The sequence below is a fragment of the Micromonospora sp. NPDC005173 genome (assembly GCF_040608515.1).
Classification (GTDB): Bacteria; Actinomycetota; Actinomycetes; order Mycobacteriales; family Micromonosporaceae; genus Micromonospora.
This window is the reverse complement of the sequence record NZ_JBEXIK010000019.1, coordinates 83110-105165: the sequence shown is the minus strand read 5'-3', so window position 1 is coordinate 105165 and position 22056 is coordinate 83110. Positions and strand designations below refer to the sequence as shown.

Below are 22056 nucleotides of genomic sequence, written 5' to 3'. Positions count from 1 at the left end.
GCTCGGCGGGTGGAGCAGGTGGACGCGATCGTCTTCGACATGGACGGCACGCTGATCGCCTCACACGCCGCGGTGCCGGCCGCGTACCGGGCCGCCATCCTCGCTGGCGGCGGGCGGCAGCACACCGACGAGGAGATCATCGCCGGTTACCCGCTCGGCGCGCCGTCGGCCCTGCTCACCGCGCTGCTCGGCCGGCCCGCCACCGAGACGGACGTCGAGCGGTACCACGCGGAGCTGGCCGCTGTCGCCGAGCAGGTCGCCAGCTACGACGGTGTGCCCGAGCTGCTGGCGGGCCTGGCCGGTCCGGCGCCGCTCGGGCTGTTCACCGGCGCCAGTCACCGGGCCGCCCGCATCCTGCTGGAGCGGGTGGGGTTGGCCGGCCACTTCCGGGTCATCATCGGCGGCGACGAGGTGACCCGGCCGAAGCCGGCTCCCGACGGGGTCGTCCTGGCCTGCCGGCGCCTCGGAGTCGCCCCGCAGCGGAGTGCCTACGTCGGCGACTCACCCCTCGACCTGCGGGCCGCCCGGGACGCCGGTGCGCTGGCGGTGGCGGCGCGCTGGGGCCACCAGTACGACCCGCACGCGCCCGCCGACCTGACCGTGGCCCACCCCCGCGACCTCCGCGCGCTCCTCGCCTGAGCGACCGGCGGTCGCGTCAGCGGTCGGCCGGGGTCGCGTCAGCGGCCGGCCGGGGTCGGGTCAGCGGCCGGCCGGGGAGTCGGAGTGGCGTGTTCGGTGCCGCAGCGTGGGCAGCGCAGCCGCGCCCCGGCGGCCCGGGGCACCCGTAGCCGCTGACCGCAACCGCAGGTGAACACCGGCCGGGTCGCCCGCAGGTATTCGTCGCGCTCGCGCTGCGGCCAGCTGCCATGGCAACGGTTGCACCGCTTCGGCGGGTAGCTCTGGTAGTAGGCCAGCCCGAACGCGCCCGCGATCATCACGGTGGCGGAGAACGGCAGGCCCAGCAGCGCGAGGAGGGCGGGCAGCAGCGCGCCGAAGCCGTCCGACAACACCACACCGACCACTGTGAACACCACCGCCGGCACGCCGAGCAGCAGGCCCGCGAAGCCCCACGTGAAGACCAGCAGGGACAGCACGAAGAGCACCCGCACCCCACCGGGCGCCCACCGGGCCACGCCGTACCCGCCGCAGCGCGGGCAGTTCGGCGAGGCGGGATGCGGCACGACCCGCAGCGCCTTCGGCGCGAGCCACTCGACGAGCCGCTTGACGATCTCCTCGACCAGTTTGGTCGCCAGGGACTGGAGAAACGAACTGAACATGCCTCCACCCCACCCCAGCGCGCCGACGCGGCCGCGCGGGCGACACCAATCCGACAGCACCGGCCAGGCCCGTCCGGGTGTTCGTCGTACGTTCGTCTCGTGGCCGCGCGGGCGTCGGCAGGGGCGGCTAGCGTCGGCCGTCGTCACCGCGCCCGAACCCGGGTGGGGGCACCGGGTCGGGAGTACGGGCCGGCACCCGCCGAGCGGAACCGGGCACTGGCCGGCACCCGGGACGTCCCGCTCCCCCAGCGCCAGGAGGCCGCCGCGCATGACGTCGTCACCCACCCGCCGCACCGCTGCCGAGGTCACCGCCATCCACCGGATTGGCGACAGCGCGCCGCACAGCGCGTTCACCGACCTGGTCCGGTACGCCGGGAGCTGGTTCTGCGCCTTCCGCGAGGCGCGGACCCACCTCTCCGACGACGGCGTGATCCGGGTGCTGACCTCCATCGACGGGCGGTCGTGGACGTCCGCGACGGTCGTCCGCCAGGCCGGCACCGACCTGCGCGACCCGCGCTTCGTCCTGCGACCCGACGGGCGGCTGCAACTGCTGGCGGCGGTCGCCACCGGGGAGACCACCAAGACGTTCCAGACGGTGACCTGGCTCTCCACGGACGGGCACGCCTGGGGCGATCCCCTCCCCGTCGGCGAATCGGGCGTCTGGGTGTGGCGGGCGGCCTGGCACGACGGCGCGATGTACGGCGTCGGCTACGCCACCCGTGAGCCGCGGTTCGCCCGGCTCTACCGCAGCACCGACGGCCTCGACCTTCAACCGTGGGTGCCGACGCTGTTCGAGGGCGGCTACCCCAACGAGTCGGGGCTGGTCTTCGACCCGGACGGCACCGCCATCTGCCTACTGCGCCGCGACGGTGTTGGTGACGCCGCCACCGCGCAGCTCGGCCGGGCCCGGCCGCCGTACCGGGACTGGAGCTGGACCGACCTGGGTGTCCAGGTGGGCGGGCCGACGCTGCTCCGGCTGCCCGACGGGCGGCTGCTAGCTGGGCTACGCCTGCTCGACGGCGAGGTGCGCACCGCGGTCTGTGCCGTGGACCCGGAGCGGGGCGAGCTGATCGAACTGGTCTCGCTGCCCTCCGGCGGCGACACCAGCTACCCCGGCCTGGTCTGGCACGACGACCTGCTGTGGGTCAGCTACTACTCCTCCCACGAGGAGCGGACCTGCATCTACCTGGCCGAGGTCAGCCTGACCGGCTGAGCGACCGCCCGGCCAGGCCCTCGCCCGCCGGCCGGCCGGGCGCGGGTCGACGTCGACCTGGCGCAGCGGGCCGGTCACGGCGTGGCCGCCGAGGGCAGCGCGTCAGGCGAGCGGACCAGCTTGCCGGTGGTGGTGCGGGGCAACTGGTCGAGCAGGTGCGGAATCGCCTGCGCCCCGGCGCGCCAGGTGGGCAGTGGATGACCGGTGAACAGAACGTCGTCCACCCATCCGGGGCCTGTCGCCGTTGGATCCTCTGCCGCCACTGCCGATCACCGCCCAGCATCAAGAGGGCCCGTCACGTACGCCTGTCGGGGTGCTGGTGGGAACCTTACGACGCCCACCGGATGCATTGCCAGATGCAAATGGCTAGATCAGTTTGGCGGCTGGCCGGATTGCCGACAGCCCGTTCGACGGGCAGGATCGGTCCGCATATGCCGACAGAGCGTCACCGCCAGTTGACGCAGAGGGCAGACGCTGCGCGACCCGACAAGGAGCCCGCCCGCACCGTGCTCGGTGAGGACAGGGGTGTCCTCGCCCGAAGGCGAGGCCGCCTCGGTCACGGATCGAGCGCGATCATCCCGGCGGCGCTGGAGCCAGGGCGGGGGTGGGGGTCTGGGCGTGGATGTGGAAGCGCAGCGAGCGGGCGTCGGTGAAGCACTCCCGCATCGGGCGCACCAGGTCCCGGTGCTCGGGGCTGCGCTCCCAACTCTCGAAGTCGGCCAGGCTCGCCCACTCGCTGGTGATCAGCCACTGCTCCGGGTCCGTCGACGAGCGGCAGACCTGGTCGACCAGATGCCCCGGCACCCCGCCGGCGACCAGATGCCGGACCGCCTCGTACGCGGCGAGGAACCGCTCGGTGCGCGCCTGGGGCACCCGCACCAGAAAGACCACCCGGGCCCGCTGCTCGCTCATGCTGTCTCTCCCCTCACCGGCGCGGCCCCGCGCAGGACCAGCGCGCTGTTGAACCCGTCGAAGCCCCGTGCGCAGACCAGCGCGAGCCGGCTGCGTGGCCGGCGGTGCTCGCGCAGGAAGTCCAGCTCGCATCCATCGGCCACCTCGTCCGGGCCGGCGGACGCGGGCAGCGTGTCGTGCGCGAAGGCGAGCAACGCGGTGGCCACGTCCAACGCCGAGCCGCCCTGGTACGCCCGCCCGGTCAACGACTTCTGCGTGGTCACCGGAGGCAACCGGTCGGCGAAGACGGCGCGCAGCGCCTCGGCCTCGCTGCGGTCGTAGCGGGGCACGCCGAGGGCGTCGGGCAGCACCACGTCGATCCCGGCCGCCGCGACGCCGGCCCGGTCCAAGGCCAGCCGCATCGCGCGGGCGTACTGGGCCGGGTCGCCGGCGCTGTCCGCCGTGGTGTGCGCGGCGTCGTGGGTGGCGCCCCAGCCGCTGACCTCGCCGTAGATCCGGGCGCCCCGCGACAGCGCATGCCCCAACTCCTCCACCACGAACACCGCACCACCCTCGGCCGGCAGGTAGCCGCTGGCCGCGGCGTCGAACGGCCGGTACGCCCGCTCCGGGTCGGCCACGTCGCTGAGCAGCCCGGAGCGCAGTTGACAGGCCAGCGCGTACGGGCTCAGCGGGCACTCGGTGGCCCCGGCGATCACCACCGGGGTGCCCCGGCGCACCGCGCGGGCGGCGTGCGCCAGACTGTCCAGCCCGCCGGCCGCCTCCGCGACCAGCACCCCACTCGGGCCCTTGAACTGGTGGTGGATGGAGAGTTGCCCGACGCTGGCCGCGTAGAACCAGGCGATCGACTGGTACGCCCCGACGGTGCGGGACGAACCGCCCCAGAGCCGTTGCAGCTCCCGTTGGCCGAACAGGTTTCCGCCGGAGGAGCTGGCCAGGGTCACCGCGTAGCCGTACGGGTCGGGGGCCCGTTCGGGCAGGCCGGCGTCGGCCAGCGCCAGCCGGGTGGCGGCGAAGCCGAGATGCGTCCACCGGTCGGTCTGCACCAACTGCCGGCTGTCGGCGTACCCGTCGGCGGTGAAACCGGGTACTTCCCCGCCGAGGCGGGTCGGGTAGCCGGCCGGGTCGAACAGGGTGATCGGCCCGGTCCGCCGGGTGCCGGCGAGCACGGTCCGCCAGTGCGCGTCCACGCCGACGCCGCTGGGCGCGACGACGCCGATGCCGGTCACCACCGCCCGGGCCGTCACCGGGCCGCCACCGCCCCGGGCAGCCGGCGGAACACCATCGCCGACTGGAAACCGCCGAAGCCGCTGCCCACCGACAGGGCCACGTCCACCGGGACCTCCCGCGCCTCGTTCGGCACGTAGTCCAGGTCGCACTCCGGGTCCCGGGTGGTCCAGTTGGCCGTCGGCGGCACCACGCCGAACTCGATGGCCAGCGCGCACGCGGCCATCTCGATCGACCCGATCGCGCCGAGCGAGTGCCCGACCATCGACTTGATCGAGCTGATCGGCACCCGGTATGCGGCCTGGCCCAGCGCCCGCTTGAACGCGGCCGTCTCGTGCCGGTCGTTCTGTCGGGTGCCCGAGCCGTGCGCGCTGATGTAGGAGACCTGGTCGGGGGCGATCCGTCCCTGCTTGAGCGCGTCGGTGACGGCCAGCCCCATCTCCAGCCCGTCCGGGCGCAGCCCGGTCATGTGGTAGCCGTTGCTGCGGCTGGCGTAGCCGGCCACCTCGCAGTAGACGTGCGCGCCCCGCCGCCGGGCGTGCCCGGCCTCCTCGAGCACCAGCACCGCAGCACCCTCGGCCAGCACGAACCCGTGCCGGTCGGCGTCGAACGGGCGGGAGGCGTGCGCCGGGTCGTCATTGTCCGGGCTGGTCGCCTTGATCGCGTCGAACGAGGCGACGGTGACCGGCGAGATCGGCGAGTCGGCCGCGCCGGCCAGCACCACGTCGGCCTCACCGTCCACGATCATCTGGTGGGCGTAGCCGATGGCGTCGATGCCGGAGGTGCAGCCGGTGGAGACCACCTGCGCCGGGCCGTGCAGCCCGTGCCGACACGCCACGTCGGCAGCCAGGCTGCTGGGCACCAGGGCCTGGTAGAGGTACGGGCCGCCGCGCGCCGCGTCGACCAGCCAGCGCCGGCCGTGCTCGCTGACCGTCACGTACTCCTGCTCCAGGGCCATCGTGCCGCCCACGGCGGTGCCGAGCACCACCCCGGCCCGGTCCCGCTCGGCGTCGGTGAGCACCAGCCCGGCGTCGGCGATCGCCTCGGCGGAGCAGGCCAGCGCGAACTGCACGTACCGGTCGGCCCGGCGCCGCTCGGCCTCGGTGAGCCCGGCAGCCACCGGGTCGAAGTCGCACTCGGCGGCGATCTGCGAGCGGAACGCCGACGGGTCGAAGAAGCTGATTCGCCGGGTGGCGGTCCGCCCCTCGGTGATGGTCTTCCAGAAGCGGTCCCGGCTGGCGCCGCCGGGGGCGACCACCCCGATTCCGGTCACCACCGTGCGGCGCCCGCTCACGACGCCACCTCGGTTCGCGACTGCGGGGCTCGCAACCCCGGCTCACTCCTCGCGCTCACGACCCGCCTCGCTGCTCGACTAGCTCGGTGTCGACGTGCCCCAACTCGGGCCGGGGTGCCAGCGGACCCAGGTGGAAGACCACCTCGGCCGGTTCGACGCCGGTGTTGCGCAGCCGGTGCCGCACGTTGATCGGCACGAACAGCGCCTCGCCGGCGGCCAACAGCATCGGCTGGTCGTCCAGGTCGACGGTGATCGCACCGCGCGCCACGTACAGGAACTCCTCGCTGTACGGGTGGTAGTGCTCGGCGATCTGCTCCCCCGGCGCGAGCGCGGCCACCCCGAGGAAGCCGGAGGTGCTGCCGACGGTGCGGGGGCCGAGCAGCACCCGCAGCTCACCGCCGCGCCGCCGGTCGGCGGGTACGTCGCGGGCGGCGATCGGCCGGGTGCTCAGGTCACTCATCGTCGGCCTCCGTCGGCTCGTTGCCGGCCGGGCGCCCCTGGTCGGCGCGTTCCCGGGCGATCCGCTCCACCCGGTCCTTGATCACCGTGAGCTGGATGACGCTGTTGGTGTTGATCCGCTCGGTCATGGCGGCGTTGTCGACCGGCGCGGTCGGCTTCATGGCGAAGTCCTGCACCCAGGTCATCCGCGTGCCGCCGGCCTCCTCGGTGTAGCGCCAGTGGATGCGCATGTACTCGAACGGCCCGGTCTCCACCCGGTGCGCCCGAACCTGCCGGCTCACCGGGTCGGCCGTGCGTTCACTGACCCAGCTCCAGGCCACCCCGTTCTCGTCGGGGTGCATGGTCAGCCGGAACCGGACGGTGTGCCCGTCGCGGTGCAGGATCTCCACCACGGCGTACTCGGTGAACAGCTCGGTCCAGTTCGACACGTCGTTGGTGATCTCCCAGACCAGTGCCAGCGGCGCGTCGATGAGCGTGCCGTTCTCGGTGTGCCCGGGCGGGTCGGCGCGGCGGGCGACCAGGTCGGCCACCGCCGGGATGCTCAGCTGGCCGGCCTGCTCGGGGATGCTCACCTGCCATCGGTCGGCGACGACGGCGGAGAGTTCCAGCAGGGCGAGCGAGTCCATGCCCAGCTCCTCCAGTGACGCGGCAGGCGCCCGGGCCGCGGCGTCGGCGTCCAGCCCGCAGTGCGCCACCAGGATGTCGGTGATCTCGGCGGTCAACGGGCGACCATGGGTGACGGTCATCGGGTCCTCCTGTGGGATACGTCGGGCTCCGCGGCGGGCGCGGTGCGCGGTGCGGGGGTGGCCGCCGGCCGCTGCGCGGGCGCCGGGCCGGACGCGGCGAGCAGGCGGTCGACCAGGCCGGTGGTGTACCGGCCCTTGCGGAATGCGGCGTCGTCGAGCACCCGCCGGACGAACGGGATGGTGGTTCGCACGCCCGGCCCGGCGATGTCGAACTCCTCCAGGGCGCGCTCCAGCCGGTTGAGCGCCAACTCCCGGTCGGGCGCCCACACCACCACCTTGGCCAGCAGCGAGTCGTACCAGGGGCCGACCACGTAGCCGGCGCTGGCGTGGGTGTCCACCCGGGTGAACGGGCCGCCGGGCGGCACGAACCGTTCCAGCCGGCCGGGGGTCGGGGCGAAGCCGCGCTCGGGGTCCTCGGTGTTGACCCGGCACTCCACCGCGACGCCGTGCAGCCGGATCTCCTCCTGGCGCCAGCGCAGCGGCACCCCGGCGGCGATGTGCAGCTGCTCGTGCACCAGGTCGATCCCGGTGACCATCTCGGTGACCGGGTGCTCCACCTGAATCCGACAGTTGATCTCCAGAAAGTGGAACCGTTCCTCCGCGTCGACCAGGAACTCCAGCGTGCCGGCGCCGACGAAGCCGACCTCCAGCGCGCCGCGCAACGCGGTCTCCGCGATGGTGTCGAGGGTGCCGGCGGGTAGCGCCGGCGCGGGCGCCTCCTCGACCAGCTTCTGGTGCCGGCGCTGCACCGAGCAGTCCCTGGTGCCCAGGTGCACCCCGTTGCCGTGCCCGTCGCAGAGCACCTGCACCTCCACGTGCCGCGCCTCGGTGAGGTACCGCTCGACGTACACCCGGTCGTCGCCGAAGGCGGCCTGCGCGGCGGCCCGGGTGCGGGTGTACGCCCGGGGCAGTTCGCCCGGCGTGCGCACCACGGTCATCCCCCGGCCGCCGCCACCGGCGGCGGCCTTCACGATCACCGGGTAGCCGATGGCATCGGCCACCTCGGCCGCGGCGGCGGCGGTCGGCACCGGCTGGACACTGCCCTGCGGCAGCGGCAGGCCCGCCCGGCTCATCAGGGCCCGGGCCGAGGACTTGTCGGCCAGCGCGGCCATCACCGCCGGCGGCGGGCCGATGAAGATCAGCCCGTTGTCGGCGCAGATCTCGGCGAAATCGGCGTCCTCGGAGAGGAATCCGTAGCCGGGGTGCACGGCCTGCGCGCCCACCTGCCGCGCCGCCTCCACGATGGCGGCGGCGTTGAGATAGCTGCGGCGGCTCGACGCGGGCCCGATCCGGACGGCCTGGTCGGCGAGGCGGACCGCCGCCGAGTCGGCGTCCGCGGCGGAGTAGACCACCGCCGTCCGGACGCCGAGCTCCCGGCAGGCCCGCAGCACCCGCAGCGCGATCTCGCCGCGGTTGGCGATCAGCACGGTCTCGAACATCGGTCACCCCACCCGCGCCATCAGGCCGAATCCAGCTCGACCAGCGGCTGGTCGTACTCCACCGGCTGGCCGTCCTCGACGAGGATCGCGACCACCCGACCGGCACGGTCGGCGGCCACCTCGTTCATCAGCTTCATCGCCTCGACGATGGCGATCGGCTGACCCGGGCGGACCAGGTCGCCCACGGCGACGAACGGCGCCACGCCGGGCTCCGGCGCCCGGTAGAAGGTGCCGACAATGGGCGCCCGGACCGCGGCGCGCCCGGGCACCGGCGGCCGGATCACCGCCGCCGGCGGGCCGGGCACCGTCGCGTCCGGCGGCACGGTCGCCGCCTCGACCGGCGGCGGAGCCGGGGGTACGTCCGGCCGCGCCGGATCGCCAGGGTGCCACTCGACCTCCAGCACCGCCGGCCCGTTGCGCAGCCGGATCCGGTGCACCGGCCCGCTCAGCTCGGCGACCAGTTGGCGCGCCTGCCGGCGCAGCCCGGCCAGCACCTCCTCGCCGCCCGCCCCGGCGTCGTCGGGCCGGCTGCCGTCCGGTGGACGGTCGGCGTCGAGCCGGACCCCGCCGTGCCCGTTGCCCGGTTCGGGGTGCAGAGACGCGCCGTCGTGCCCGGCGGACCGACGGTCGACCCCGGGCGTCCCGGCGGCGGACAGCGCGTCATCGCCGGGCGCCTGGACAGTCGACACCGCCCGGTCCCCGGCGGTCACCGGGCACCCGCCCGGGCACCGGTACGCGTCGCGCCGAACCGCCGGAACCGCTGTCGGCGGAGACGGACCAGCATCGCGGGCGGTACGTCCAGCAGTGGCAGCAGATTGGCCAGCAACGCGGCGCGCAACCGCCGGGCGGTCTCCGCGGGGTCGTCGTGCGCGGCCGCCGCCGGCTCCGGCACGATCTCGTCGACCACCCCGAGCCGGTGCAGGTCGGGCGCGGTCAACCGCAGCGCGCGGGCCGCCTGCGGCGCCGCGGACCGGTCGGGCCAGAGGATGGCGGCGCAGCCCTCCGGGCTGATCACCGAGTAGACGGCGTGCTGGAGCATCAGCACCCGGTCGGCGACCGCGAGCGCCAGCGCGCCACCACTACCGCCCTCGCCGGTGATCACGGCCAGCACCGGGGTGGGCAGCACGGTCAGGGTGAGGATGTTCTCCGCGATGGCCGCCGCCTGGCCCTGCTCCTCGGCGCCCACCCCCGGGTCCGCTCCGGGGGTGTCGACGAGGGTCACCACCGGCAGGCCGAGCCGGGCGGCGAGGCGCATCAGCCGCAGCGCCTTGCGGTGCCCGGCCGGGCTGGCCATGCCGAAGTTGCGGGCCACCAGCTCGGCGGTCGTGTGCCCTTTCTGGTGGCCGATCACCATCACGTGCCGGCCATCCAGCCGGGCCACGCCGCCGACGACCGCCGGGCAGTCCCCGCCGAGCCGGTCGCCGTGCAACTCCACGAACCCGTCGAAGACGGAGTCGAGGTAGTCCAGAGTGGTGGGTCGACCGGGGTTGCGGGCCACCCGCACGGTGTCCCAGGGGTCGCGTGCCGTCGGCACCGGGTCGGCGCTGGCCGTAGGTGTGCCGGCGGACGCGCCTCGACCCTCGCCGACCGGCGGGATCGTCGCGGGCGCCACCGTCGAGCCGTCGTCGGCCAGGCGCTCATGGCCCGGCGCCGGCTCCTGCCGGGGTACGGGCGGGCGCGCCGGGCGGCCGGTACGGGTCGCGGCGAGCAGCGCCGTCAACCGCCCGCGCAGCGACCGGCGCTGCACCACCATGTCGATCTGACCGTGCCGCAGCAGGAAGTCGGCGGTCTGGAAACCCTCCGGCAACGCCCGCCCGGTGACCTGGCGGATCACCCGGGGCCCGGCGAAGCCCATCCGGGCGCCGCTCTCGGCGAGCACCAGGTCGGTGTTGGTGGCGAACGACGCCGCCACCCCGCCGTAGGTCGGGTCGGTGAGCACGCTGACGGTGAGCAGACCCGCCTCGCGCAGCGCGGCGATGGCCTGGCTGACCGTGGCCATCTGCATCAGCGACAGTGCGCCCTCCTGCATCCGTGCCCCGCCGGAGGCGGTGACCAGGATGAGCGGGCTGCGGTCGTCCAGCGCCCGTTCGGCGGCCCGGGTTATCAGTTCCCCCACCGCGCATCCCAGGCTCCCGCCGAGAAATCGGAAGTCCATCACCGCCAGCACGGCCGGGTGCCCGCCGATGGTGGCGGTGGCGCAGACGACCGCCTCGGCCAGCCCGGTACTGGCCCGGGCTGCGGTGAGCCGGTGCGGGTACGGCAGCACGTCGACGAAGTCGATCGGATCCGCTTCCGGCAGTCGGTCGGGCAGCAGGCGCAGCGAGCCCGGGTCCACGAGCTGGCGTAGGCGTTCCGGGGCGCCGAGCCGGGCGTGCGCGCCGCACTCCGGGCAGACGTCCAGGTTGCGCCGCAGGCGTTTGCGGTACAGCAGGCTCGCGCAGCCCGCGCAGCGGGACCAGAGCTGCTCCTCGCGGGGCGCGGTGGCGGTCACGACCGCCGCCCGGCGTCCACGGCGTCGAACCGGTAGAAGCAGTGCGCCATCGCGTCGCGCGGCGACCGCCAGGTCGGCAGGTACGGCGAGACGTACGGCCGCAGCCGGTCGCTGACCCGGACGAACTCGGGATGGCCACGGGCGGCCTCCACCGCGCCCTGCGCCGGCTGCTCGGTCTCGAGCAGGTGCACGTAGAGATCGTGCAGGCGGTACAGCGATCGGTGCCGGACGCCGACCAGACGCGGCAGCTCCGTCGCGTCCGACTCGGCGAAGATCTCGGCGACCCGCTCCTCGGCGGTCGGGACCACCTTCGCGACGATCAGCGATCGGTCCATGGCTGGGCCTCCCCCCACGGCGTCCGGGCCGGCGGCGGGTGGCCCCGGACCGCTGGACGACTCCCGACACGATGCGGCAGTCCACGTCACGGCGGCGTCACCGTGGCGGGCCGTTCTGCGACGCTGGCTGGTGACGCTGCGTTGACGCAACCTGTGTATCAGCTATGCGCCGGGAAGCTCTGCGACGAAGGACTCGCGCGGATGTTTTAGCAGTTCAGAACCGATCTCACGGTTGGCCGATCACCGGCAGAAGGTCCACACTTCCGTTGACTCACCGTGACCCTATTGATAATCTTCACCGTGGTCAGCCCGGCGGCTCGAGCGGGCGCGGCCGCGCCCCGACAGCCATGGTCGTGCCCCACCGTTGGGGTCGACAGTGGCGTCACGGGCAGCCGATCCGGGACACAGGAGACAGTCGGGACGAGCGTTCCGCAGGGGGTGCCGCCGTGGCCGCTGATCCGTCCGTGCCGACCGCCGGACACCCTCCCGAGGCCGGCGTCTCGCTGCATCTGCTCGGCGGTTTCCGGCTGCTGCGTGGCGCGGCGCCGATCGTGGTGCCGCGCGGGCTGCAACGGGTCATCGCGCTGATCGGGCTGCGCCCCGGCGCCACCCGCAGCCAGCTCGCCGGGCTGCTCTGGCCCGACGCGTCGGAGGAACGGGCGCTGTCGTCGCTGCGCACGGCGCTCTGGCGGCTGCGGCAGGACCCCTGCTGCCCGCTGACCGTGGCCGGTGACACCGTGCGGCTGGGCCCGGCGGTCCGACTCGACGTGGACGAACTGGTCGGCACGGCGGCCCGGGTCCGGGACGGCGACGAGCCGCGTACCGCCGCCGGAGCTCTCGCCGCCGGCCGGCACGACCTGCTGCCCGGCTGGTACGACGACTGGGTACTGCTGGACCGGGAGCGGCTGCGCCAACTGCGCCTGCACATGCTGGAGCAGCTGGCCGGGCAGCACCTGGTCGCGGGGCGGCACGGTGACGCGCTGGAAGCCGCGCTGGAGGCGATGGCCGCCGAGCCGCTGCGCGAGACGCCGCACCGGCTGGTGGTCCGCATCCACCTCGCCGAGGGCAACGCCTTCGAGGCCGTACACGCCTTCTACGTCTACCGCGACCTGCTGCGCCGGGAGCTGCGCCTGGAGCCCAGCCCCGCGATGAGCGCCCTGCTCGACGACACGCTCGCCCCGATCCGCGAGGCCAGCCGGGAGGCCGCCGGCCGGCCGTCACCGGTCGGCCGGCGTACGTGACGGTGACGTGACAGTCGCTGCGGCACGGTGGGCACCTTGGAGCACGTGGCCGTCGACCCGAGGGTCGGGGAAGCCACCGGCGGAAAGGGGGTCCCATGAGTCGTCTACTGGTCGTCAGCCGAATCATCCCGGGCGCGGAGGGGCGGGTGGCGCAGATCTTCGCCGAGTCCGACGCCAGCGAACTGCCCGGTCTGACCGGTGTCACACACCGGTCCCTGTACTGCCTGCACGACGTGTACGTACACCTGATGGAGACCTCGGACGTCGACCCGGACGCGCTGGCCGCCACCCGCAACCACCCGCTCTTCCAGCAGGTCAACGAGCGGCTCTCCGCGCACACCTCGCCGTACCTGCCGACCTGGCGCTCCCCCCGGGACGCGATCGCCGGCTGCTTCTACCGGTGGGACGCGGCCGAGGCGCCCGCCGCGCACCCGGCCGGCTGAGCGGACGGGCGACGTGTCCACCCCGGCACCGCACGTCCTGATCATCGGCGCCGGCACCGGCGGGCTGTGCCTGGCACACGGGCTGCGCCGCGCCGGGATCAGCGTCGCCGTCTACGAGCGGCACCGCCACCGCGCCGAGGGGTTGCTCGGCTACCGGGTGGGCATCGGCCCGACCGGTAGCCGGGCGCTGCGGGAATGCCTTCCGCCGGAGCTGTTCGCCACGTTCCTGGCCACCTGCGCCCGACCACCGCGCTACTTCAACGTGGTCACCCAAGGGCTGCGCCAGACCGCCTCGTTCGAGCTGCGACCGGACGCCGACCCGGTGCACACCGAGCACTCGGTGGCCCGGATGGTGCTGCGCCAGGTGCTGCTCACCGGCCTGGACGACGTCGTGCACTTCGACCGGACCTTCGTCCGGTACGAGCAACGCGACGACGGCACGGTCACCGCGTACTTCGCCGACGGCACCAGCGCCACCGGCGACCTGCTGGTGGCCGCGGACGGCACGCACTCGGCGGTACGCCGCCAGTACCTGCCACACGCGGTCACCCGCGACGCCGGCACCATCAACATCGCCACCCGGATCCCGCTGACCGCGCGCACCCGCGACCTCGTCCCGGAGCGGGTCCGCCAGGGCATCTCACTGATCTTCGGCACCGGCGGGACGATGGGCGTCCTGCACATGATGGAGTTCAAGTGGGACGCCGAGCGAGCGATCAAACCCGGCGTCGGTGACGCCGACGGCGCCCTGCTGCGCCAATGGCCGGGCCTGTCCCACGACACCACCACCGACAACATCAACCTGATCATCTGGAGCGCCGCCCGCCGGTTCCCGGCCGACGTCATGCAACGCCGCGGCGAGGACCTCGTACGGGTCGCCCTGGACCTCACCCCGAACTGGCATCCACACCTGCGGGAGCTGTTGACCCGCGGTGAGCCGGACAGCGCCCTACCGATCAAGGTGACCACGTCCGAGCCGGTGCCACCCTGGAAGAGCAGCACGGTCACCCTGCTCGGCGACGCCATCCACACCATGACACCCGGTCGCGGAGTGGGCGCGAACACCGCGCTGCGCGACGCCCGCCTGCTCTGTCAGCAGCTCACCCACGCCGTCGCCGGCGACAAGACTCTGCTGCAGGCGGTCGCCGACTACGAGGCCGCGATGGTCCCGTACGGCTTCGCCCGGGTCACCGAATCGCTGAACCGCAGCGGCACCAGCGGCGACGACCGGATGTACCGGCCGATGGTGGGTCGGCTCGCGCTGCTCGGCGCACGTGGCTACTTCGGGGTGACCAGCCGGGTACCCCGACTGCGCCGCCGGTTCGTCGACGACTTCCACACCTACGAGGGCGACCAGGACTGATCCCCCTGCCGATCCGGGTCCGGCGTCCCCACGCCGGGCCCGGATTTCGTCGTACCCGGCGCAACGCTGCGTCACCCATCCGGCACCCGGTGCGGCGACCGTCCCACCCGCACCGCACCCGACCGATCCTCCCTGTCGGCGTAAACGCGCGTGTGCAAAGCTGCGGCGAGTTTTTCTCGTGACTTTTCTGACGACGTGATAGGGAGATTCGCCGTGGCGTGGTCTATCGGACACTCGCTGATAGTGATACTGGCACTGCTGCTGGGTCTGGCCGCTGGATGGTTGCTGCGCGGTCGGCAGGGCGTACGGGTCAGCGGGCAGGGTCCGTCGATCGTGGACGGAGATCCTGTCGCTGGCCTGGCCATGGTCGCCACGCCGGCACCGGCGGCCACCACCGACCAGGCCCGGCCGGCAGCGACCGTCGACCCGGCGCCGGCCGCGGTCGCCGACGAACCGGTCCCGGTGGACACGGTCAGCGCACCGGCCGCGGTGACCACGCCGGACGATCCCGCCCCGGCAGGCGCCCCGAGCACCGTCGACCCGGCCGACATGGCGTTGACCGACGCCCCGCCGGCCTTCTCCGCCACCGAGCGGTCCGATGCGGAGGACCTCCGGCCCGAGCCCGCCGCGGACCCGGAACCCGCGCCGGTCGCGGTCGAGGAGCAGCCCGCCCCGGCGGCCGTGATCAGCCCCCGCCAGCCGGCGGATGACGTCACGCCCACGGACGCGCCGCAGGCCGAGGCCACGCCGATCGAGGCCACCACGACCGAGGTCGAGGCCACGCCGGCCGACACGACACCGGCCGACACGACCCCGGTGGAGACGACGGCGGCCAGTGAGCCGGCGGACGTCGACGCGGAGCCGGTGCGGGCCACGCCGCCGGTCCGGCCGATCGCCGCCACCGCGCCGAACGGTGCGGACACCGGCTCGGAGGGCCCGGCGGACGACTTCCGCCGGATCCAGGGGGTCGGGCCGAAGATGGCTGCCGCGTTGCAGGCCGCCGGCGTACGCACCTACGGCCAGCTCGGCGAGCTGGACGAGCCGGCGCTGCGCGACCTGATCCGGGCTGCCGGCCTGCGTGCCGCCCCCGGGTTGGCCAGCTGGCCGCAGCAGGCCCGGGTGCTGGCCGGTGCCGGTGACGAGATGGCCGCCGTCCTGCCGGGCGACGCCCGCGGCTGACGACGAGAACCGGGCCCCCGGCGAGCCGTCCTGCGGGGCGGCGGGCCGGGGGCTCGGCCGTTCGGGCGGAACGACCGCGCGTCGACCGCCGAGGCCCGAGTCGATCACCCTCGGTCGAGGGAAGACCGGACAACCGGGAGGTAGCGTCGTCGGCTGCTCGCTACCGTCGGTCGAGGCAGGCGGATGCCCCGCCGATTCGACCGGCACCGCAGGAGCCGCCCGTGCACGTCGCGCCGGACTCTGGGGCCGGCCCTCCGCTGCGCGACCCGGTGGGCCCACGCCGGGTGACGCTGCTGGAACTCTTCTTCGACCTGGTCTACGTGGTCGCGCTCGCACTGATCTCCCGGGGCATGGTCGAGGACCTCGACTGGCACCGGGCCGCAGAAGCGCTGATCCTGCTGGCCGCCGTCTGGTGGACCTGGGCCATCACCACCCTGGTCACCGACATGTACGACCCGCAACGCAACGAGATCAAGCTGCTGATCACCGCGGTGATGTTCGGCGCGCTGCTGATGACCACCGCGATCCCGGAGGCGTTCGGCGCCCGGGGGCTGGTCTTCGCCGCCACCTACGTGGCGATCCACCTCGGCCGCGGGCTGTTCCTGATGCCCCTCGTGCGCAGGGAACCGCAGACCCAGCGCCGGGCGGCGCGGATCTTCGTCTGGTTCGCCGTGTCGGCGATCCCCTGGATCATCGGCGGGTACGTCAGCGACGACGCCCGGATCGCCTGCTGGGCCCTCGCGCTCGCCATCGACTACGGCGGTTTCCGGCTCGCGTACCCGGTGCCCGGCCTCGGGGTCGTGCCGGAGAAGCAGCGCAGCGTCACCGCGGAGCATCTCTCCGAGCGCTACCAGCAGTTCTTCATCATCGCCCTCGGCGACGCCATCCTGACCATCGGCACCATGTTCAGCCTGGCACACTCCGAGGTGGAGAACATCGGGGCGTTCGCGGTGGCGTTCCTGACCACCCTGGTGCTCTGGCGGATCTACGTGCACAAGTCCGGCGAGCTGCTGCCGGTGGCCATCAAGGCGTCCAAGGAGCCGAGCAAGTTCCTGTTCACCGCCCCGTACACCCACCTGCTGATGGTCGCCGGGGTGGCGACCACGGCCACCGGATTCCACCTGGTGCTGCACGAGCCGACCCAGCGGACGCCGCCGGCCTGGCTGGCGGTGATCCTGGGCGGCCCGGCGCTGTTCCTGGGTGGCCGGGCCGCGTTCGAGTACGAGGTGTTCAGCCGGGTGTCGCTGTCCCGCCCCGGCGGGCTGCTGGCGCTGCTGACCATCGCGCCCGCGGCGCTCTTCCTGCCACCGGTCTTCGCCTCCCTCGGTGCCCTGCTGGTGCTGGCGGGCGTGGCGTACGCGGACTTTCGGCGCAGCCGCGGCAAGCCGCCGGAGGCCCCCGCCCCACCGCACTGAACCACCCGGTCGCCGGGCGGTCCGGTCAGCGCACCGCCGCCCCGGCCAGCAGCCGACCCGCGTCCGGCACGTACGGCTCGACGCCCAGGCCGGTGAGCAGTTGGTGCACGGTGGCGGTGGCCGCGGTGAGCACCGGGCGGCCGAGGCGGGCCTCCACCTGCGGTACCGCCGCCAGCGACGGCAGCTGGACGCAGGCGGAGAGGACCACCGCGTCCACGTCGGTCACGTCCAGCCGGTCGGCCAGCTCCACCAGGCGCTGTGCCGGGATCCGACCCACCGCGACGTTGTCCGGCTCGCTGAGACTCACCGCCTCCATCACCCGCACACCGTGCGCGGCGAGGTAGCCGGCGACGGTCGCGGTCAGCGGCGGCAGGTACGGCGCGATCAGCGCCACCCGGCGGGCGCCCAACGCACGCAGCCCGGCGACCAGCGCGCCCGCGCTGGTCACCACCGGCATCTCGTGACCGGCCCGGCCGGCCGCGCGGCCCAACCGCCGCTCGGCCCGCTCGTGCGCGCCGCTGCCCTCGCACATCACCGCCACCAGGCAGGCGTACGCGAGCACGTCGCAACGGGCGTCGGCCAGCTCGGCGGCGCACCGGAGGGCGGAACGGTTCATCCGGGCCAGCTCGTCGGGCGTCACCTGCCGCAGCCGGACCCTGCTGGCATGGGTGGTGAAGTGGACAGTCGGGTCGACGGTCTCGCGCCGTCGCAGCATCGCCGGGATCTCGGTCTCCATGGTGGTGTTCGAGCTGGGCACCACCAGCCCGATCCGATAGCCGCTCACACCAGCGCCCCGGCGTACCCCCGGACCTGCAGGCGCTGCCCGGCGGCGCCGCCGAGGCGCACCTGGAGCCCGAGCGGCGCGGCGGCTCGGCGCACGTCGTCCAGGTGCAGGGAGCCGTGCCGGTCCACGGTGAGCACCGCCGGTTCCTCCAGCTCTCCTTCCGGCGCGTGGAAGGAGAGCAGGGTGACCGAGGTGGTGAGGTAGCCCGGGTAGGCGGCGCGGGCCGCCGCCTCGTCCCGATGGGCGAGCACCACCAGGTCGTCGAGGTGGGCGAAGTCGGCGGCGAGACCTCCGGCCTTCCAGTGCGCCGGTTCCTCCGCCGCGCCGGTGAGGTGCCGGGACCGGTTCGCCGAGGTGATGTAGAGGTGGTCCGACCCGGTCTCGGCGAGCGCCCGCTCGAAGAAGGCGTTGGACGGGCAGGTCAGCCCGGGCGCGATCACCTGGGTGGTGCGCAGCCCTCGGTCGACCTGGGTGAGATGCTCGGGCAGCCGGTCCGCCGCGGGGCCACGGAAGCCGAACGGACCGGCGCCGTAGAGGGCGTCCATCAGCGCCCGCACCCGGCCGACCGGCAGCCGGGGCGAGATCCGGGACCAGTCGAACATCGCCGGGATCCGGCCGACCGCGGTGGTGATGCTGCCGACCTGGTGGATCGGTCGGCCCTTGGCCAGGTTGACCCGGCGCACGGTGGCCGCGTCCGGGCGGGTGACGATGACGTAGAAGTTGGCGAACGCCGCCGCGACAACCGCGCCGCCGGCCAACGCGCGGGCCGCAGCCGCGACGTCCTCGGGGCGGTCGATGTACAGGAGCGGTGTCGGCGCGTCCATGAGTCCTCCTCGGCGGGGCCGTGAGGCAGTTCTACGTCCGGCGACGCGTACGGCGGCCGGGTTGGTCGTCGATCCGATAGCCGGCCCGCACTACCCGATGCGGGCGGCCGATGCCCGGGCCGGACCGACGGCGGACGCCATCGGCCGGACGGACGATCCCGGTGGTTGTCGCGGGCCGTTAGCCGCGAGACCGGATTGGGTACAACGCCTGCACCTCGACCCACCACATTCCTTCAGGAGGCAGCGATGCGCGGCACCTCGATACTCGGAGTCATCGTCGTGATCTGGCTGATCATCGGCGCGATCGCCGGCGGCCAGCGGGGCTACTACAGCGGTGACGACACCAACTGCGCCGAAGCCGGCACCATCCTGGTCACCATCGTGGCCGGGCCACTGAACTACATCGGCGCCAACCCCAAGGTCGACTGCAAGCTGCCCGAGCCGTCCAAGTAGGACGCAGACGCCGGCCCGCGCCCGTCCGGGGCGCGGGCCGTTCGCTGTCCGGACCATGCCGCAGCGGAACGCGGGCGCGTCGGAGGCTCCGCCGACCGTCCGTCCCCCGCCGGGGTCCACGCGGCCGTCGGAGGCACCGCACATCGCCTAAGGCGTCCTAGGAGGCTGGCTAGCTGGCCGTCCCCGCGTTTGTCGGTCCCGAGGCCGGGAACCGCTCCGGCGTCAGTCGCCGGACGGAACCGGACCGAATCGGGAGCATGGCATGCAGATCGGCTACAAGCTGGCCTCGGAGGGCTACGGGCCGCAGGAGATCATCCGGCAGGCCGTCCGGGCGGAGCAGGTCGGTTTCGACTTCGTGGAGATGAGCGACCACTTCCACCCCTGGCTGGACGTCCAGGGCCACTCGTCGTTCACCTGGAGCGTGCTCGGCGCGATCGCGGCGAAGACCAGGAACTTGCGCCTGGCCACCGGCGTCACCTGCCCGACCGTGCGCTACCACCCGGCGATCATCGCGCAGGCCGCGGCGACCATGGCGCTGATCTCCGACGGGCGGTTCACCCTCGGCGTGGGCGCCGGCGAGCGGCTCAACGAACACGTGGTCGGGCAGGGCTTCCCGAGCGTGCAGGGCCGGCACGAACGGCTGCGCGAGGCGCTGGAGATCATCCGGCTGCTCTGGCAGGGCGGCTACCAGTCGTACGAGGGCCGGCACCTGCACCTGGAGGACGCCCGGCTCTTCGACCTGCCGGACACACCGCCGGTGATCGCGGTGGCGGCCAGCGGCGAAGCGTCGGCCCGGCTCGCCGCCGAGCTGGGTGACGGGCTGTTCGCCACCGAACCGGAGACGTCGATCGTCGAGCACTACCGGCGCGCCGGCGGAGCGGGCCCGCGCTACGCCGAGGCGCCGTTGGCCTGGGCCAGCGACGAGCAGCAGGCGGTGCAGGCGGTGTTGCAGACCAGCCGGTGGATGGTCACCGGCTGGAAGGTGATGAGCGAGCTGCCCAACCCGGTCAACTTCGACGCGGCCAGCTCGTACGTCGAGGAGAAGCACATCCGCGAGCTCTTCGCCGTCGGACCCGACCCGGAGCCGCACGTGGCCAAGGTCCGGTCGTACGTCGAGGCGGGCTTCGACCACATCGTGCTGCAGAACGCCGGGCCCGACCCGGATGGTTTCCTCGACTTCTTCGCCGGAGAGCTGTCCGGTCGGCTGCGCGCGCTGGGTTGAGTCGCCGCCAGCCGTGAACGACAGCCGCCGCGAGCCGTGACGACACCGGCCGCCCGGACGATCGTCGTGATCGTCCGGGCGGCCGGCCGCGCTCCGGATGGCTGCGCGGGTCGCCGCTCAGCGGAAGCAGTGCGCAATCGGTACCGCGCTGCCCTCGCAGTTGGTCGGCTCGTTCTCGACGACCACGCTCTCGTCGTCGATCCTGGCCCCGGCGTGCTCGGCGAAGATGCCGCTCGGCTTCACCGTGGCCGCGTTCCCGGTGACCTTGCTGGTGTAGATCGCTACCGAGCCCGCGGTGGCAAAGATGCCGCCGCCCTTGGACGTCGCGCCGACCGCCTCGTTACCGGTGACGTCGCTGCCGCGAACCAGCAGGTTCGACTTGGCGGCGTAGATGCCGGCGCCGATGCCGTGGGTGGTGTTGCCGTCGACCACGCTGTCGTCGAGCGGCAGCAGGCCCTGCACGGTGGAGATGCCACCGCCGTTGACGGTGGAGGTGTTGCCGCGGATGGTCATCTTGCGCATCACCAGCACCGCGTCGGAGTTCGCGGCACCGCCGCCGACCTGGGCGGTGTTGTTCAGCAGCTCGGTCTCGTAGACCTTGGTCCGGGCCGAGAAGCTGGCCAGCCCGCCACCCTGGCCGGCGCTGTTCTCCGCGAAGGTGGTGCTCTCCACGTCGGCCGCGCCCCGGTAGTTGCCAAGCCCTCCGCCGTAGGCGTTGGCGCTGTTGTGGTGGAACTCGGAGCGCTTCAGCGTCAGTACGCCGCCGTTGAGCAGGCCCCCGCCCTTGCCCGCGGCGCCGGCGGCGCTGTTGCCGATGAAGGTGGAGTCGGTGACCACCATGTTGCCGTCGTTGAAGATCCCACCGCCGCCGCCCTCCGGGGACAGCGAGGTGCTCTGGGTGACGGTGACCCGCTCCACCACGGCCGTGGCGCCGTGCACCACGTGCACGCTGCCGCCCTCGATGGCCGAGCGGCCGTTGTGCAGCTCCACGTCGCGCAGAGTCAGCTCGCCACCGTCGCGGACGGTGAAGAAGCGGAACGCCGCGGCCTGGGCGTCGCGGGCGATGGTGGCGCCGGCGCCGTCAATGGTGATGGGCTGGTAGATCACCGGCAGACCAGCGGTGTCGTCGGCCGGGTTGTGCGGCGGCGCGTCCGCGTCACCGGGGGTCTCCGCGGCGTCGGCCGCCTCCCGCGCGTCGCGGATCCCACCGTCGTACTGGTCCTTCTCCTGGAACGCGTCGGTGAGGATGTACCGGCACTTGGGCGCGAGCCGCAGCTCCGCGCCACCCTCGGCGTTGGCTGCCACCAGCGCCGCCACCAGCTTCGCCGCGTCGCACGGAACCGACACGACGCCGCGCTTGCCGGCGCCCGGCGTGTTCGGCTGGCCCGGCTCGCCGCCGCGGCCCCCGCCGCGCTCCGGGGCAGTTGGGTCGGCGGCCTCCCGGTCGTCTTCACCCGGCGCCTCGGTGGCCGTCAACCTGCCCAGGCCCGAGATGGAGAGGTCGCGGTCGGCGGCGGCGGCGACGCCGGCCACTCCCACCACCAGGCTCCCGGCCAGGAGCCCGCCGGCTAAGAACCATCGGGACCGCCGCCTGGGTCGGGCCGGGCGATCTCCTCCACGATAAGTGGACATCAGGGTGCCTACCTTCCTGCCTGCGTGAACGTGACCGCGCGCCGATCCGGGCGCGGGGGGCTCGACGTGCCGCCAGCCACCAAAGGTCACGATAAGTCCGCAATACGGAC

General features: G+C 73.7%; 23 protein-coding genes. 9 read left to right on the top strand and 14 right to left on the bottom strand.

Annotation, left to right across the window (positions count from 1 at the left end; all coding sequences use genetic code 11):
- Nucleotides 1–9 precede the first annotated feature (9 nt).
- Entirely contained in the window at nucleotides 10–639 is a 630-nt protein-coding gene (locus ABZV00_RS21615; RefSeq protein ID WP_355608944.1) for an HAD family hydrolase, read from the top strand.
- A gap of 38 nt (nucleotides 640–677) precedes the next feature.
- On the opposite strand, the gene ABZV00_RS21610 is transcribed toward ABZV00_RS21615, so the two are convergent.
- Nucleotides 678–1277 (bottom strand): hypothetical protein, encoded by a 600-nt coding sequence (locus ABZV00_RS21610; RefSeq protein WP_355608942.1) that lies wholly within the window; start codon nucleotides 1275–1277, stop codon nucleotides 678–680.
- A gap of 268 nt (nucleotides 1278–1545) precedes the next feature.
- Between ABZV00_RS21610 and ABZV00_RS21605 the strand changes: the two genes are divergently transcribed.
- On the top strand, nucleotides 1546–2490 hold the full coding sequence (locus ABZV00_RS21605) for an exo-alpha-sialidase (protein ID WP_355608939.1): 945 nt from the start codon (nucleotides 1546–1548) through the stop codon (nucleotides 2488–2490).
- 74 nt (nucleotides 2491–2564) lie between these two features.
- Here the strand turns inward: ABZV00_RS21605 and ABZV00_RS21600 are convergent, their stop codons facing one another.
- From ABZV00_RS21600 to ABZV00_RS21555, 10 genes are all read right to left on the bottom strand, one after another.
- On the bottom strand, nucleotides 2565–2714 hold the full coding sequence (locus ABZV00_RS21600) for a hypothetical protein (RefSeq protein ID WP_355609009.1): 150 nt from the start codon (nucleotides 2712–2714) through the stop codon (nucleotides 2565–2567).
- 349 nt (nucleotides 2715–3063) lie between these two features.
- Nucleotides 3064–3402 carry an antibiotic biosynthesis monooxygenase family protein gene (locus ABZV00_RS21595; RefSeq protein WP_355608936.1) on the bottom strand — a complete coding sequence of 113 codons (339 nt, stop codon included), beginning with the start codon at nucleotides 3400–3402 and terminating at the stop codon, nucleotides 3064–3066.
- Nucleotides 3399–4646 (bottom strand): beta-ketoacyl synthase N-terminal-like domain-containing protein, encoded by a 1248-nt coding sequence (locus ABZV00_RS21590; protein ID WP_355608933.1) that lies wholly within the window; start codon nucleotides 4644–4646, stop codon nucleotides 3399–3401. Before ABZV00_RS21590 ends, ABZV00_RS21595 begins: the two co-directional genes overlap by 4 nt.
- On the bottom strand, nucleotides 4643–5920 hold the full coding sequence (locus ABZV00_RS21585; RefSeq protein ID WP_355608930.1) for a beta-ketoacyl-[acyl-carrier-protein] synthase family protein: 1278 nt from the start codon (nucleotides 5918–5920) through the stop codon (nucleotides 4643–4645). Before ABZV00_RS21585 ends, ABZV00_RS21590 begins: the two co-directional genes overlap by 4 nt.
- Nucleotides 5921–5975: 55 nt before the next feature.
- Nucleotides 5976–6380 carry a cupin domain-containing protein gene (locus ABZV00_RS21580; protein ID WP_328416379.1) on the bottom strand — a complete coding sequence of 135 codons (405 nt, stop codon included), beginning with the start codon at nucleotides 6378–6380 and terminating at the stop codon, nucleotides 5976–5978.
- The gene (locus tag ABZV00_RS21575) at nucleotides 6373–7125 is read right to left on the bottom strand and encodes an SRPBCC family protein (protein ID WP_355608927.1); all 753 of its coding nucleotides are present in this window, start codon (nucleotides 7123–7125) and stop codon (nucleotides 6373–6375) included. Before ABZV00_RS21575 ends, ABZV00_RS21580 begins: the two co-directional genes overlap by 8 nt.
- Nucleotides 7122–8564: an acetyl-CoA carboxylase biotin carboxylase subunit gene (locus ABZV00_RS21570; protein ID WP_355608924.1), complete on the bottom strand. Its 1443-nt coding sequence runs from the start codon at nucleotides 8562–8564 to the stop codon at nucleotides 7122–7124. Before ABZV00_RS21570 ends, ABZV00_RS21575 begins: the two co-directional genes overlap by 4 nt.
- A gap of 20 nt (nucleotides 8565–8584) precedes the next feature.
- Nucleotides 8585–9253, bottom strand: coding sequence for a biotin/lipoyl-containing protein (locus tag ABZV00_RS21565; protein WP_355608921.1), 669 nt, complete (start codon nucleotides 9251–9253; stop codon nucleotides 8585–8587).
- Nucleotides 9254–9270: 17 nt separating this feature from the next.
- Nucleotides 9271–11055 carry an acetyl-CoA carboxylase carboxyltransferase subunit alpha gene (locus ABZV00_RS21560; RefSeq protein WP_355608918.1) on the bottom strand — a complete coding sequence of 595 codons (1785 nt, stop codon included), beginning with the start codon at nucleotides 11053–11055 and terminating at the stop codon, nucleotides 9271–9273.
- Nucleotides 11052–11390 carry a TcmI family type II polyketide cyclase gene (locus ABZV00_RS21555; protein WP_355608916.1) on the bottom strand — a complete coding sequence of 113 codons (339 nt, stop codon included), beginning with the start codon at nucleotides 11388–11390 and terminating at the stop codon, nucleotides 11052–11054. The genes ABZV00_RS21560 and ABZV00_RS21555 overlap by 4 nt, the downstream gene beginning before the upstream one ends.
- 446 nt (nucleotides 11391–11836) lie before the next feature.
- On the opposite strand from ABZV00_RS21555, the gene ABZV00_RS21550 reads away from it, so the two are divergent.
- The 5 genes from ABZV00_RS21550 to ABZV00_RS21530 all read left to right on the top strand — a co-directional run bounded on the left by ABZV00_RS21550 (nucleotide 11837) and on the right by ABZV00_RS21530 (nucleotide 17031).
- Entirely contained in the window at nucleotides 11837–12631 is a 795-nt protein-coding gene (locus tag ABZV00_RS21550; RefSeq protein WP_355608913.1) for a BTAD domain-containing putative transcriptional regulator, read from the top strand.
- A gap of 95 nt (nucleotides 12632–12726) precedes the next feature.
- Entirely contained in the window at nucleotides 12727–13074 is a 348-nt protein-coding gene (locus ABZV00_RS21545) for a TcmI family type II polyketide cyclase (RefSeq protein ID WP_355608910.1), read from the top strand.
- A 13-nt stretch (nucleotides 13075–13087) separates the two neighbouring features.
- The gene (locus ABZV00_RS21540; RefSeq protein WP_355608907.1) at nucleotides 13088–14437 is read left to right on the top strand and encodes an NAD(P)/FAD-dependent oxidoreductase; all 1350 of its coding nucleotides are present in this window, start codon (nucleotides 13088–13090) and stop codon (nucleotides 14435–14437) included.
- 243 nt (nucleotides 14438–14680) lie between these two features.
- The gene (locus ABZV00_RS21535; protein WP_355608904.1) at nucleotides 14681–15616 is read left to right on the top strand and encodes a hypothetical protein; all 936 of its coding nucleotides are present in this window, start codon (nucleotides 14681–14683) and stop codon (nucleotides 15614–15616) included.
- 221 nt (nucleotides 15617–15837) lie between these two features.
- Nucleotides 15838–17031, top strand: a complete 1194-nt coding sequence (locus ABZV00_RS21530; RefSeq protein WP_355608902.1) for a low temperature requirement protein A — start codon at nucleotides 15838–15840, stop codon at nucleotides 17029–17031.
- Nucleotides 17032–17056: 25 nt separating this feature from the next.
- Here ABZV00_RS21530 and ABZV00_RS21525 read toward each other — a convergent pair whose 3' ends face one another.
- Together ABZV00_RS21525 and ABZV00_RS21520 are read right to left on the bottom strand one after the other, a co-directional pair.
- Nucleotides 17057–17815, bottom strand: coding sequence for an Asp/Glu racemase (locus ABZV00_RS21525; RefSeq protein WP_355608899.1), 759 nt, complete (start codon nucleotides 17813–17815; stop codon nucleotides 17057–17059).
- A complete protein-coding gene (locus ABZV00_RS21520; protein ID WP_355608896.1) occupies nucleotides 17812–18639 on the bottom strand; it encodes a hypothetical protein in 828 nt (275 codons plus the stop codon). Before ABZV00_RS21520 ends, ABZV00_RS21525 begins: the two co-directional genes overlap by 4 nt.
- 246 nt (nucleotides 18640–18885) lie before the next feature.
- On the opposite strand from ABZV00_RS21520, the gene ABZV00_RS21515 reads away from it, so the two are divergent.
- On the top strand, nucleotides 18886–19092 hold the full coding sequence (locus ABZV00_RS21515; protein ID WP_252415601.1) for a hypothetical protein: 207 nt from the start codon (nucleotides 18886–18888) through the stop codon (nucleotides 19090–19092).
- 262 nt (nucleotides 19093–19354) lie between these two features.
- Nucleotides 19355–20314 (top strand): TIGR03557 family F420-dependent LLM class oxidoreductase, encoded by a 960-nt coding sequence (locus tag ABZV00_RS21510; RefSeq protein WP_355608893.1) that lies wholly within the window; start codon nucleotides 19355–19357, stop codon nucleotides 20312–20314.
- 117 nt (nucleotides 20315–20431) lie between these two features.
- Here the strand turns inward: ABZV00_RS21510 and ABZV00_RS21505 are convergent, their stop codons facing one another.
- Nucleotides 20432–21946: a hypothetical protein gene (locus ABZV00_RS21505; protein ID WP_355608890.1), complete on the bottom strand. Its 1515-nt coding sequence runs from the start codon at nucleotides 21944–21946 to the stop codon at nucleotides 20432–20434.
- Between the last annotated feature and the right edge of the window lie 110 nt (nucleotides 21947–22056).